The following is a 13,462-nucleotide window of genomic DNA, read 5'->3' as shown; positions in this document are numbered from 1 at the left end:
GAACGTAAGCCAACGTTAAAGGGCATCAGGCTCCCCCTCTTTTTTGGAGAGGGGGCCGGGGGTGAGGTTCACGCCCGCAGGCTCTGCGCCACGCTTGATAACCCGAACACAGTGAGTAGCTTGCCGCGTAAAAGGGCCATTGCCCTGGCGCAGCAAGCTACTTCTTTATTTTATACAACCCGGATGTTAGCCAAACTATATTCTATCCTGCTACTAGTGGCCGCCGCTGCGGGCACTGCCCGCGCCCAGAGCGGCTGCACCGACCCACAGGCCACCAACTACAACGCCAGCGCCACCAGCAACGACGGCTCGTGCCAGTACCCCACCACGACCACGGCGCTGCTCACCAAGGCCACACTGGCCAGCGCGGTGAATGAGTCGTCGGGCCTGCTCTACACGGGCGGCAGCGTGTGGACGCACAACGACAGCGGCAACTCGGCCACGCTATTCCGGGTAGACTCGACCAGCGGGCAGGTGCTGCAACAGGTGGCTATCAGCAACTTCCCGAATACCGACTGGGAAGACCTCGCCGCCAGCGCGCAGTACGTGTACATCGGCGACTTCGGCAACAACAACGGCGACCGCCGCGACCTGCGCATCCTGCGCGTGGCCAAAACCGACCTGGGTGCCAGTGCCACCACGGCTACGGCGCAGGCCATCAATTTCAGCTACCCCGACCAAACCGACTTCACGCCCCGCAACAACGCCCATAATTTCGACTGCGAGGCCTTCTTTTTTGCCAACGACTCGCTGCACCTGTTCACCAAGAACTGGGTCGATTTAAAAACGCGCTACTACACCGTGCCCGCCGCGCCCGGCACCCACGTGGCCCGCCTGCGCGGCACCTTTAATACCAACGGCCTCGTGACGGCCGCCGCCCTCAACCCCGCCGGCACTACCGCCGTGCTCCTAGGCTATAACGTTAGTAATCTCACCACGTTTATATGGGTGCTGTCAGGCTACCAGGGCGCGGGCTATCTGCAAGCGAACAAGCGCCGCATCGAACTACCCAGCCCGCTGCTCATCGGACAAGCCGAAGGCTTGTGCTTTGTCAAAAACGGGCGTTTGTTCATTTCCAACGAGCAGGTTAGCAATAGCTTTCTGACCGTGCCGCCGCGCCTCTACGCGCTGGGGCTGGGCGCTTGGCTACCCCCTACTGCGCTGGCTGCCAAGGCGGCGCGCCCGGCCGGCCGCTTCACGGCCGTGCCCAACCCCGCCCAGCAAACGTTGCGCGTAGCGCGCACCACGGGCGAAGAAGCTAGCCTGCTGCTTCAGAATATGCTGGGCCAGGTAGTGCTGGCCGTGCCGCTGGCGGGCGGCCAATTAACCCTCGACCTCGACCTGAGCCCCATCGAAACCGGGCAGTACGTACTCAAGCTGCAATCGGCGCACGGGGTAGTGTCGCAAAAGCTCACGGTACAGTAAGCTGCGGCGTAGCCCATCGCGGCCCGGTGCGCTGGGTTTTGATTTTCTTTGTTCCAACTTCTCTCTTTTAAGGCCGTTTCTGGCCCTAGTCACCCTTCTATCTTTCCCCAATGGCTCTCTCGCCCGACATTCAGCAGCGCATCGACAGCTGGCTCACGCCCGCCTACGACGCTGATACCCAAGCCGAAATCAAGCAGCTGCAAGCCAGCGGCCAGGATGAGGCGCTTACCGATGCCTTCTACCGCTCGCTGGAGTTTGGCACCGGCGGCCTGCGCGGCATCATGGGCGCGGGCTCGAACCGCATGAACCGCTACACGCTGGGCATGGCCACCCAGGGCCTCAGCAACTACCTGCACCAGAGCTTTCCCGACCAGGAAATCAAGGTAGCCATCGCCCACGACTCGCGCAACAACTCGCGCCTGTTTGCCGAAACGGTGGCCAACGTGTTTTCGGGCAACGGCATTACGGTGTATCTCTTTGACGACCTGCGGCCTACGCCCGAGCTGTCGTTTGCCATCCGGCACCTGGGCTGCCAGAGCGGCTGCGTTATCACGGCCTCGCACAACCCCAAGGAGTACAACGGCTTCAAGGTGTACTGGAACGACGGCTCGCAGGTCGTGGCCCCGCACGACAAGAACATCATCGTGGAGGTCAACAAAATCACCAGCCCCACGGAGGTGAAGTTTGAAGGCGACGCTAGCCGCATCCACAGCATCGGTAAGGAGCTGGACGACGCCTACCTGGCCGAGCTTAAAAAGCTTAGCATCAACCCCGAGGCTATCAAGCAGCAGCACGACTTGGGCATCGTGTACACGCCTATTCACGGCTCGGGCATCAAGCTGGTGCCGCCCGGCCTGGCGGCTTTCGGCTTCACCAACGTGAGCGTGGTAGAAGCCCAGGCTACGCCCGATGGCAACTTCCCCACCGTGCAGTCGCCCAACCCGGAGGAGAAATCGGCCATGCAGCTGGCCCTCGACCAGGCCAAGGCGCAGAATGCCGACATCGTGCTCGCCACCGACCCCGACGCCGACCGCGTAGGCGTGGGCGTGAAAAATGGGGCTGGCGAATGGGTGCTGCTCAATGGCAACCAGACCGCCGCGCTGCTCACGCACTACATTTTGTCGGCCCGCGCCAAGGCCCACAAGGCGCAGCCCAATGACTTCATCGTCTACACGATAGTAACGAGCGAAATCCTGGGCGACATTGCCCGCCACTACGGCGTGAAGTCGTACCGCACGCTCACAGGCTTCAAGTACATCGCGGGCCTCATCCGCGAGTTGGCGGGCCAGGAAAGCTACATCTGCGGCGGCGAGGAAAGCTACGGCTTCCTCATCGGCGACTTCGTGCGCGACAAAGACGCGGTATCGGCCTGCGCGCTGGTGGCCGAAATGGCCGCCGTGGCTAAGAGCCAAGGCCGCACCCTCTACGAGGAAATGGAGCAGATGTACGCCGAGTACGGCCTCTACGTCGAAGACCTCATCTCCTTGACCAAGAAGGGCCAGCGCGGCGCCGAGGAAATCAAGGAAATGATGGCTGAGCTGCGCAAAAACCCGCCCGCCACGCTCGCCGGCTCGCCGGTAGTGGAAGTGCGCGACTACGACAACGGCCAAATCAAGAATCTGCGCACCGGCGAGGTGGCAAGCACCGGCGTGGAAAGCTCCAACGTGCTGCAATTCATCACCGAAGCCGGCGACAAAATTTCGGCCCGCCCCAGCGGCACCGAGCCCAAAATCAAGTTTTATTTCAGCGTGAAAGAGCCGCTGAGCTCGGTAGCCGACTACGAGGTGACGCACAAAAAGGCCGAGGCCAAGATTCAGCGTATCATCGAGGAGATGCAATTGAAGTAACACCAAGCTCCAGCTTGGTGCCTCGTTGTTAAGCCGTTCGGGTGCTCAACAACGATTCACCAAGCTGGAGCTTGGTGTTACATAGCTGATGCGCGACCTTACCTACTACGAGCGTAGTCTGCCGCACTGGCTGCCGCCGGGCAGTACGCTATTTTTGACGTTTCGCCTGGCAGGTACGCTGCCGGCCGATGTGCTGGCGCGCTACTAGGCCGAGTGGGCACAGCAAGACCAGGCTACGCTGCGAGAGGAATCATCCTATGCTCGTCAGAGGCGTTATTTCGGGCGGTTTGATGCGTTGTTGGCGGGAGCGCCGGGGCCTACCTGGCTGGGGCGGGAGGCGATTGCTAATCTAGTGCGCGATAGCTTGCATTTCTACGCTGGCAAGGCCTATCAGCTAGATTGCTACTGTATCATGCCCAACCACGTACATGTGTTGCTAATGCTACCGGACGATGCCCTGCCTTTAACTCAGACGCTGCAATCCATCAAAAGCTTCACCGCCAAAAAGGCTAATAAATTACTCGGGCGAACCGGCGCTTTCTGGCACCGCGAAACTTACGACCACCTCTGCCGGGATGCCGATGAGGTGCAGCGCATCATCAGCTACATCTTGCTGAATCCGGTGAAGGCCGGCCTAGTTGCAGAGTGGCAACATTGGCCACATACTTATTTGCCATAACACCAAGCTCCAGCTTGGTGAATCGTTGTTGAGCACCCGAACGGCTTAACAACGATTCACCAAGCTGGAGCTTGGTGTTACAAAACTGACGCGACTCAACAACGATTCACCAAGCTGGAGCTTGGTGTTACGCGCGCTGCAACTGCATGGTTTTCACCTGCTGCGTGAGGTCCAGCACCAGGCTGGCGAGGTTTTCCAGCGTTACGCCGCCGATGGGGAACGTGCTGCTGATGTAGCTCTTGGCTTCCCAGATTTCCAGCACGTCTTCGGCCTTGATGTCGTAGGGCGAGTACGTGGGATTATCGGAGTGAAGCCCAAACAAAGAGTTCTGCTTCAGCTTATTGTACACACGCTTGAAGACGATGCCCTCTTTCTGGCTTACCACGATGCAGGGCGTGCCATCTTTGAGGGCGCTCCAGTCGTCGACGTAGCGGCCCACGATAGTGGTGCCGCTGGTGAGCGGCAGCATCGAATCGCCGGAGATTTCAAAGGCGCGGTAGGTGCCGGTGCCGGGCAGCATGGGCAGCCGGAAACGCGGCAACTCCTCGATAAACTCGCGGTCGGCGTAGCCATTGAGGTAGCCGGCGGCGGCTTTCAGGGGCACCAGCTCAATATTTTCTTTTTCGTCGGGGCCCACGGTGAAAGCCAGCACGCGCAGCGGCTTTTCGTCGGAGGGCTCGACGGGCGGGCCGGCTTCGCGCAGGGCGGCGGCGGTCTTGGCGTACTTCTTTTTGGTGAAGTCGGTGGTGGCCAGCGAGTCGAGCGGGATGTTGAACAGGCGCGCCATATTCACGAGCGTGGCTAGGCGCGGTTCGGCGCGGCCTTCTTCATAAGCACCTACTAATGAGCGCTTAATGCCGAGCTTATCGGCTAATTGGGCTTGCGTCAAACTCAGCTCGCGACGCCAGAACTTGAGGTTGGTATTAATCATAATAAAAGGAAGGCTAAGGAGATGGCAGCCTAACGCGACAGGCCAGCGACGCACACAATCCGGCAACACAGGCCGCAAGTTACTAATTCCATTAGACTTGCCAACGCGCTTGGGGAATATTTTGTTTGGGCTATGGCTTTTAGAACACAAAAGCCGCCTCGGGTGGGGCGGCTTTTTGAATTACCAAGGCGGGCTGAGGCTACAAACGCGCGCTGGCTGGAGGAGCATCAACCCACCACTCGTCATTTTCCCAAAAGTTGTTCCAGCCCAAGTGAGCGTATTTAGGGTTGATGCTAATGCCCCGGTCGCCAATGTTGAAATCGCTGAACCCCTGCGGCCCGCGGTAGCTCAGGAAATTGCCCACCCAGGTTACCGGCACGTTGCGGCTGGTCGCATTGCTGGTCCAGGTGCCCGCGTATTTGAGTTCGCCGCCCTGGGTCAATGTCTTACCATGCCGGGATTTTTGCACTACCTGGCCGTTTTCTTCAACCCTGAAATCAAGCGCTACCGTACCGCAATAAACCCCGGCTCCGCGTTGCGTTGAGGCTTCGCGCAACTCGTACTGGCCGATGGCGGTGTACATATTGGGCAAGTTTTCGAGTTGGTCCCAGTCGGATGATGCGGCAATTTCGCGCGCTGAATACTCGGGCTGCTTCACTACCTGCGCCAGCGTAATCGTGCCGCTGAATGGCCTTATTACCTTTTTGTAGCGGCTTTTGCCTTGCACATGGTACAGCGTGGGCTGCCGGGCATCGCGCGTTAGCTGCAACATTGCCAGCTCGATGCGATAGCGGCTCGGGCCATAAAAGCCGTTCAGGGGCCGAAACGCGCACGTTTTGCAAGGTGGGTGGCGGGCTTGCAAGAGCAAGGCCAAATCGTGCTCGCGCAGCATCGCCAAGCCGCTGGGCTGAGGCGGCACCTTGGCTTTCCGCTCTTTACGAGTAGCTGCTGCCGCCTTTGCCACCGTGGCGGCCGGCGGCAGCCAGCGCGCCGCGCCCCATGCCGAAAGTGCAAGTAGTGCAACTAGTAGTTTCATGGGCCAGGCGGTAATGAAGTTTTTACATTCGTTAACTACAACATAGCCCATTTAGTATAGCGCGCAGCTAATTAGAGGGCCAATCGGGGCCGGGGCGAGTTGGCCCACCACTCGTCGTTTTGCCAATAATCGCTCCAGCCGAGCTTGGCGTATTTGGGATTGATAGTTCTCTCCCGGTCGCCCAGCGTAAATATATCGAGCGCCTCCACATCAGGATTATTAAATAAGTCCTTCGCCCATAGCACCTTTATCTGCCGCTTGGTAGCGTTGCTCGTCCAGGTGCCAGCGTATTCCAATTGGATATTGTGGGCGGCCGTGCGGTCGGTGCGCCAGGCATAATCCGGCTTACCGTTTTCAGCAATGCCAAAATCGAAAGCCACCGTGCCCCGGTACACGCCGGCCCCGCGCTGCCCGGCCTGCTCGCGCAGCTCAAAGCGGCCCACGGCCGTGTAGAGTTCCCGGTTTACATCAGGTAGCACCCACTTCTCTCGTTGCGCGATGGCCACTTCTTGGGTTGAGTAATGCGGCTGCTCTAGCAACTGCGTGAGCGTGATAGTGCCCGCAAACGGCAGCACGACGTTTTTGAAGCGGCTTTTGCCCCGCACATGGTACACGAGCGGCAGTGTGTCATCCTGTCGCACTGCCAATAGCATCAACGCAAGCCGGTAGTGGGTTGGGCCGAAAAAGCCATTTAGTACTTCCGGGTTTTCCAACTCTTCCCCGCTTTCGCTGTAGCCACATCCTTGTAGCAGGTTGGCCATGTCGTGCGCGCGCAGCAAAGTCAGCGTGGGGGCGGTCACCTGCAGCGTTGGGGCATCGGGAGTAGTGGATACCCGTACCACCGTTGGCACCGCCTGCGGCTGGCAGGCAACTACGGCAGCGGCCAGGAACAGGAGTAGCTTTTTCATTCTACAAATAGCGTTACAGACTTAAGCTGGGCCGGGGCGAGTCGGCCCACCACTCGTCGTTTTCCCAGTAAGTGCCCCAACCGAATTTATTGTATTTCGGGTTGACCTGCGCTCCGCGGTCACCTATCCCGAAATTATCCATCAAGCTATTCGCAATAAAAAAAACATCGCGGCATACCAGGAAGGAACGCCCAGACTTAGCGCTACCATCGAGCCATTGCCCCCGCAGCAGCAGCACGCTTCCCTTGCTGGGTGCTTTGGTATCTACGCAACCTTCACAAGGGGCATACATACCGCCAATTTTTCCCTCGTCCGTCATCCAAAAGTCTAGTAGTGCCCGGCCGCTCAGCGCATAAGGCGCGGGCGATAATCCGGCGAACTTGAACGAAGCGGCGGCCGAATAGGCCTTGGCATTTAGAATATCACCATTGCCGCTGGCGGTGGTGTCCAGAACAAAACTCTCTTCCCCTTGCGTCAGCAATTGCCACTGGTCGTAGTAGTCGGCTACGCTGGTGATGTGGATGGTGCCAGTAAAAGTGGTAGTCTGCGCTTTGTAACGTGATTTCCCAACCACGTGAAAAAGATTGGGTTGCAGGCTATCGCGCACAACCTTGAGCAGAGCCAGGGATAGCCGCTGCGGATTGCTACCAAAGAAGCCATCGAGTACGGTTTGGGCTACGCCGCGCTGGCTCGGCTCGGGCACCCGGAATAAATCGGACAAATCGACCTGCCGGAGCCTGGCGCGCATTTTCGGCGTCAAGGAATCGGCCTCCGCCACTAACGGCCGTGCAACTTTAGTAGCCGCCCTTAGCTGGGTAGTAACGGCAGCGGCCGGGGCTGCGACTGCGGTAGTGCGAGTAGGCTGCGGCTGGCAGGCGGCGACTATTCCAACTACAACGAGCGGCGTGAGCAACTTTTTCATAACCGTTTTATTTACATACTCAAGCTTGGCTGGGGCGACTTTGCCCACCACTCGTCGTTTTCCATAATAGTGTTCCAGCCGTAGCAGGTCAGCTTGGGGTTTACTTCTTCTATGCGCTCGCCCAGGCCCAATTTTCGCAAGGCATCGGGCACGATTACGCCATAGAAGTTAGCCCAGGCTACTGGCTGCCGCCGACCACTCTGGTTATCTTGCCAAGTACCCTTAAACACTTGGCCACAGCCCTTCGTGGGATTGCCTTCGCCCAACCCGATGCCCGTGAAACCGGCTTCCGTGGCTTGGTTGCGCGCGTTTACCTGAAAATCGAGCACGGCGCGGCCCCAGCAGCGGCCAGCGCCTTTGCGCAAGCTGTCCTCACGCAGCACAAAGCTGGTAAAGGCCGTGTAAGCCCGGTCGCCATTGGCGTGTTCTAGCCCAGCCGTGTCGGGCAGCGGGGCCACCCGCGTCACAGTAAGCGTGCCGGTAAATGGGGTAATGACTTTTTTGAATCGGTCACGGCCTTGAACATAATACACGTTGGGCCGCTGGGCATCGCGCCGCACACTGTCGAAGTAAAACGACATGCGGTAGCTATCCGGCCCGTAAAAGCCTTCCATAGCGGCCCCGCCCGCCCCATTCCAGGCCACCGACAAGTCTACCTGCCGCAACAGGGCCAGCATTGCCGCCGTAGAGTCGGAGGTGGCTGCCGGTAAGCCAGCGGCTTCTTTCGCTTGCTGCCTACTGGCAGCCGGCACGTTGGGTTGGCAGGAAATAACCGCGCCCGCCAGCAGCCAAGCGCCCAATAGTAGCTTTTTCATCATTGGTGCAGGTTTACAGGCCCAGGCTGGGCTTGGGTGAGGCGGCCCACCACTCGTCGTTGGTGTAGTATTCGTTCCAGCCCAGCTTGGCGTACTTAGGATTTACATCGAGCATACGCCCACCTACCACAAAATCACTCAGTATCTGCGGCCCGTGGTACGCCAGCAAGTCGGCGGCCCACACCATAGGTTTTGTTTGCCCAGTGGCACTAGTCCAAGTGCCTTCGCAGAGGATGCCGCCACCCCGCGTGGGCGTTTTAGTACTGGGCTCGTATTCCCGAATCGAGCCCGGAATCCTTATATTGAGCGTATGTTGCATCAATTTACCGTCTTCGGTAACAGCCCAATCTATCGCAATGCGGCCCTGAAACGTACCGGCTGCGGCTTGAGCGGCTTTCTCGCTCAGCTCAAAGCGCCCAATAGCCGTGTAAGCCGCTTTGAGTGTACCGTTCAGCTTATTACCTTGGTGCTGCACCTGCGTTAGGTCAACGCTGCCCGCGAAAGAATTGATGCAACCTTTATATCGGTCTTGGCCGCGCAGCCAATAGCGGGTAGGCTGGTGCGAGTCGCGATGCACCTCACTCACTACTACCTCGATACGCTGGAGGTCGGCCCCCAAGAAACCGTTCATCGGTGCTGTGGTATCGTCGGGGTTAGCCGGCAGCGTACGCAACACTGACGACAGGTCGCAGCCCCGCAGCATGGTTATCGACAATGTGTCAGCGGCAGCCAGCTTAGCTACGGGAGCCGCTGCGCCGACGAGCACTTTATCAGTATTCGTTAAGCTTGAATGACAGCTGGTAGCAGCCGCCAGCACCAGTATTCCAATCAGCTTTTTCATGCTCCCAATTTACGGCTTAGCCGGCCCATTATTTCGCGCAAAAAATACCGACCCAGCCCCATTTCCAGCAGCACCTCGGCCACGACCAGATTGCCTACCCATGACAGCCACGTCACGGTGAGGTAGGTCTCTATCGGCTTGGTCTGGAAGGCGTAGTACAGGAGGTAGCTTTCGCCACGCAAAGCCAGCGCGGCCAGCGTTACGGCGTAGGAGCGTACCATCCAGGCGGTGTGGTGGGGCCACTGCCGCTGCCGGGCCGCCCGGTAGGCCGCCCAGGTAGCGAGCCACCACACCACGCATTGCAGCGAAAAGCCTACCTGCGCCGCCAGCCCGCCATTGGCGAAGCGCGCCAGCACGAGGCCCGAGGGCGCGGCCAGCGCCAGAATGCCCCCTACGTAGCCGTAGCCCAGCCAGCGGTGCAGGCGCGGCCCGCGCCGGGCTACCACAGGCAGCCATTGCAGCAGGCCCAGCACCAGCACTACCAGGCTGGTAGTGATGTGGATGTAGAACCCCGCCCGAAACCACGGGCTGTCGTTGGTTTCGTCGCTTTTGGTGGTGAGGAAGTGGATGCCCTTCTCGAAGGAGTAGTAGGGCAGCGTTTTGGTGAGCATCAGGGCCGCAAAGGCGGCGATGAATAGGGCTGCGAGGGCGAGCAGTAAGCGTCGCAGCAAAGGCGGCTTGGTTTCTTCTGAGCTACTTGGCGGCTTTAGTTGCTGCATAGCGCAAAGATGCTTCGATAGAAGCAGCTTCTAAACTAAAAAATAACTTTTAGAAATCAAACAACTATCAGTCTTACAAATCTGCCAATGCAAAACTTAAAGATATGTCTTTTATGCACTTAGAGAAATTCATAAAAATCCTAAATGTTTTTTGTAAATTTCTCTAAGCAGATTCATATTAGTCTTACGTCTGTCTTCGTAATACTCGATATGGCTTTTGAAAGCATTGAGTGCATTCAATAGACCTGCCTTACCGTAATCAATTAAAACACGTGTTAGAAAATAGTCCATTGGCATCCCCGCAAGCCCATATTTGTATAGCTGACCTTCCCGCAATTTTGGAAAAACAGAAATAAAAATACGAGCAGTACCCTTATTCATTGCGTGCTGTTGAAACATACACTCAACTCCATCAACAGCCGACACACTACCTTCGTAAATTTTTTTTGCAACTTGGTAAACCTGCTTGACCTGTTCAGAAGTGAGTGCCATTCTATTGAATTTATTATGATACTTATATACTCACAACAAACATAACTAACTACCGCCCGCGCTGCGCCCGGATGCCCGCCAGCCGCAGCTGAAAGTAGTCGTAGCGCTCACGCAGGTGGTCGAAGAGGTCGCGCAGGCCGGCGTCGGGGCCGAGCTGGGCGCGGGCGGCGGCGATGGCGGCCAGGTCCGAGTCGCTCAGAAACTCTTCGAGGCGCAGGTCGCGGCCCTTGCTGTAAGCGCGCTCGAGGTGCTGGCGCATGGTGCCCACAGCCAGGTTCCGCTGCTGCGCTATCTGCTCCACACTTAGGCCCTGACAGTGCAGTTTCAATGTTTGTTCCTCCGTATCGTTGAGGTCGCGGTCGGCGGCTTTAGCAGCAGCTGAGCGAGGCGCGGGCGCAAAGTCATCGCTGAAGGGCGGCACGTTGGGCTCGTCGGCGTCGTCTTCGGCGGGCACGGCGCGGGGGGTGCCGTGCTGCAAGATGGCCTCGATAAACACTTCGCCGTAGGTCTCGAATTTCTTCATACCCACACCCGATACCGAGAGCATGGCCACCCGGCTGGTGGGCTGCTCGCGGGCCATTTCCTGCAAGGTGGTGTCGGTGAACACCACGTAGGGCGGCACGCCCTGCTCGTCGGCAATCTGCTTGCGGAGCTGGCGCAGGCGCTCGAAGAGGCGAGCCTCGGGCGAGCCGACCCCGGCCGCGGCGGCCTCGGCGGCGGCTTTGCGGCTGGCGCGGGTTGATTTTTCGGCCTTTTCGGCGGGCTGGAATTTCTTGAGCGACACGGGCAGCTGGCCTTTCAGCACCTGCTGGCCGCGCTCGGTTATTTTGAGGGCGTAGCCTTCCTCGTAGGCGATGTAAAACAGGCCGTCATTCAGCATCTGGTGCACGTAGCTGTACCAGTCGAGGTAGGGCAAATCCTTGCCCGCGCCGTAGGTTTTGAGCTGCTCGTAGCCATATTGCAGCACCGACTGGTTGCGCATACCGCGCAGAATATCAATCAGTAAGTTTATGGCCACACGCTGCTGGGTGCGGGCGCTGGCCGACAGGGCTTTCTGGGCCAGCAGCGTGCCATCGAAGGTAGTGGGCGGGTTGCGGCAGATGTCGCAGTTGCCGCAGTCGTGGCCCAGGTCTTCGGAGAAGTAGTGCAGCAAAATGCGGCGGCGGCAGCTGGCGGCTTCCGCGAATTGCTGCATGCGCTCCAGCTTGGCCTGGTTGAGCTGGGCCTGGCGCGGGGGCACGTCTTTGGTCACCATCTCGCGCATCGACATGACGTCGGCGAAGCTGTAGAACAGGATGGCCGTGGCGGGGCCGCCGTCGCGGCCGGCGCGGCCGATTTCCTGGTAGTAGCCCTCGATGTTTTTGGGCAGGTTGTAGTGCATCACCCAGCGAACGTTGCTTTTGTCGATGCCCATGCCGAAGGCAATGGTGGCGACAATGACCTGGGTATCATCCTGCAAGAATTTCTCCTGGGCCTCGGCGCGCTGGTTGGGCGTCATGCCGGCGTGGTAGTAGCCGGCTTTGATGCCTTTTTGCTGAAGCTTCTGGGCCACCGTTTCGCAGGTTTTGCGCGAGAGGCAGTAGACGATGCCCGCATCGGTGGGGTTGCGGCCGATGAAGTCGAGAATCTGCCCGAGGCGGTCCTGGCCGGGGCGCACCACGAGGTTGATATTGGGCCGGTCGAAGCTGGAAAGGAAAACCCTGGGCTCGTGCAGGTTGAGCTGGGTTTTGATGTCGCGCTGCGTGAGGCGGTCGGCCGTGGCCGTGAGGGCGATGATGGGCGTGCTCGGGAAGTGTTGCCGCAACGCGCCGAGCTGGGTGTACTCGGGCCGGAAATCGTGCCCCCAGGAGGAAATACAGTGTGCCTCATCGATGGCAAACATACTGACGTTGAGCCGCTTCAAGAACTGCAAAAAACCTTCCCCCAGCAGCTTCTCGGGGCTGACATACAACAGCTTGAGGTGCCCGCTGAGGGCGGCCCGCGAGATGTCGGTGGACTCACTCTGGCTGACGCTGCTGTTGATGTAGGCCGCCACGATACCGTTGGCTTTCAGGGCCTCCACCTGGTCTTTCATGAGGGCGATGAGCGGCGACACCACCACGCACACGCCCTCGCTCACCACGGCCGGAATCTGGAAACACACCGATTTGCCGCCGCCGGTGGGCATGAGCACCACCGTATCCTGGCCACCCAGGATGCTCTGGATAATGTCGCCCTGCATGGGGCGAAAATTATCGTAGCCATAGTAGCGCTTGAGGGCTTGGCGGGCAGCGGTGAGCGCGGGGGCGGTAGTGAGGGCGGGCATGGCAGGCGGGGGAACCTCACCCCCCGGCCCCCTCTCCAAAAAAGAGGGGGAGCCGGACGGCTTCGTTCCGTAGTCAAGTTGGCTGTATTTATTGGTTAGGTGCTGTTTGATTTTTGCCAGAACTAGGGGCAATTCATGCAGCACTTGGGCATTGGAGAAACGAAGTTCGTGAAAACCTAATTCCTTTAGTACGTGGGTGCGGCCCCGGTCATATTCGGCTTGGTCGGTATCTAGGTGAATATCACCGTCAACCTCAATAATGAGCCGCTGACTGAGGCATATAAAATCGACAATAGAAAATTCGATGGCGTGCTGTCTCCGAAATTTAGCACCCAGGCGGCCAGCCCGCAACTCTTGCCATAGGGCCGCCTCGGCGGGCGTGGGGGCTTTGCGGTTTTCGCGGGCGTAGGCTTTGGCTTTGTCCCAGGTGCGGATGCCGGTGAGGTAAATGTGCTCGTGGGGGGTGCCGAGGCTCGGGGGCGTTTTGTCGGTCATAAGCTCGGCAAGGTAGGCTGGCCGGGGGCACCTCACCCCCCGGCCCC

At 58.9% G+C, this 13,462-nt stretch carries 12 protein-coding genes; 3 read left to right on the top strand and 9 right to left on the bottom strand.

What is annotated here, in order from left to right:
• The first annotated feature begins 183 nt into the window (after window positions 1-183).
• From VFO93_RS09445 to VFO93_RS09435, 3 genes are all read left to right on the top strand, one after another.
• Complete coding sequence (locus VFO93_RS09445; RefSeq protein WP_325134118.1) at window positions 184-1,425, top strand: T9SS type A sorting domain-containing protein; 1,242 nt, start codon at window positions 184-186, stop codon at window positions 1,423-1,425.
• Window positions 1,426-1,535: 110 nt separating this feature from the next.
• Window positions 1,536-3,272, top strand: a complete 1,737-nt coding sequence (locus VFO93_RS09440) for a phospho-sugar mutase (protein WP_325134117.1) — start codon at window positions 1,536-1,538, stop codon at window positions 3,270-3,272.
• Between the two features lie 352 nt (window positions 3,273-3,624).
• Window positions 3,625-3,951 carry an REP-associated tyrosine transposase gene (locus VFO93_RS09435; protein WP_325134116.1) on the top strand — a complete coding sequence of 109 codons (327 nt, stop codon included), beginning with the start codon at window positions 3,625-3,627 and terminating at the stop codon, window positions 3,949-3,951.
• 127 nt (window positions 3,952-4,078) lie between these two features.
• Here VFO93_RS09435 and VFO93_RS09430 read toward each other — a convergent pair whose 3' ends face one another.
• From VFO93_RS09430 to recQ, 9 genes are all read right to left on the bottom strand, one after another.
• The gene (locus VFO93_RS09430; protein WP_325134115.1) at window positions 4,079-4,882 is read right to left on the bottom strand and encodes an XRE family transcriptional regulator; all 804 of its coding nucleotides are present in this window, start codon (window positions 4,880-4,882) and stop codon (window positions 4,079-4,081) included.
• Between the two features lie 199 nt (window positions 4,883-5,081).
• Window positions 5,082-5,918, bottom strand: coding sequence for a hypothetical protein (locus VFO93_RS09425; protein WP_325134114.1), 837 nt, complete (start codon window positions 5,916-5,918; stop codon window positions 5,082-5,084).
• Window positions 5,919-5,989: 71 nt separating this feature from the next.
• On the bottom strand, window positions 5,990-6,826 hold the full coding sequence (locus VFO93_RS09420; RefSeq protein ID WP_325134113.1) for a hypothetical protein: 837 nt from the start codon (window positions 6,824-6,826) through the stop codon (window positions 5,990-5,992).
• 13 nt (window positions 6,827-6,839) lie between these two features.
• Window positions 6,840-7,748, bottom strand: a complete 909-nt coding sequence (locus tag VFO93_RS09415; protein WP_325134112.1) for a hypothetical protein — start codon at window positions 7,746-7,748, stop codon at window positions 6,840-6,842.
• A gap of 11 nt (window positions 7,749-7,759) precedes the next feature.
• Window positions 7,760-8,566 carry a hypothetical protein gene (locus VFO93_RS09410; protein WP_325134111.1) on the bottom strand — a complete coding sequence of 269 codons (807 nt, stop codon included), beginning with the start codon at window positions 8,564-8,566 and terminating at the stop codon, window positions 7,760-7,762.
• Window positions 8,567-8,576: 10 nt separating this feature from the next.
• Window positions 8,577-9,404, bottom strand: a complete 828-nt coding sequence (locus tag VFO93_RS09405) for a hypothetical protein (protein WP_325134110.1) — start codon at window positions 9,402-9,404, stop codon at window positions 8,577-8,579.
• Window positions 9,401-10,075: a DUF2306 domain-containing protein gene (locus tag VFO93_RS09400; RefSeq protein ID WP_325134109.1), complete on the bottom strand. Its 675-nt coding sequence runs from the start codon at window positions 10,073-10,075 to the stop codon at window positions 9,401-9,403. Before VFO93_RS09400 ends, VFO93_RS09405 begins: the two co-directional genes overlap by 4 nt.
• A 177-nt stretch (window positions 10,076-10,252) precedes the next feature.
• Complete coding sequence (locus tag VFO93_RS09395) at window positions 10,253-10,615, bottom strand: hypothetical protein (RefSeq protein WP_325134108.1); 363 nt, start codon at window positions 10,613-10,615, stop codon at window positions 10,253-10,255.
• A 49-nt stretch (window positions 10,616-10,664) separates the two neighbouring features.
• Window positions 10,665-13,415 carry a DNA helicase RecQ gene (gene recQ / locus VFO93_RS09390; protein WP_325134107.1) on the bottom strand — a complete coding sequence of 917 codons (2,751 nt, stop codon included), beginning with the start codon at window positions 13,413-13,415 and terminating at the stop codon, window positions 10,665-10,667.
• Window positions 13,416-13,462: the final 47 nt, after the last annotated feature.

Source organism: Hymenobacter sp., from assembly GCF_035709525.1.
Lineage (GTDB): Bacteria > Bacteroidota > Bacteroidia > Cytophagales > Hymenobacteraceae > Hymenobacter.
The sequence above is the reverse complement of the archived record's forward strand: the minus strand, read 5'-3'. Positions and strand labels throughout refer to the sequence as shown.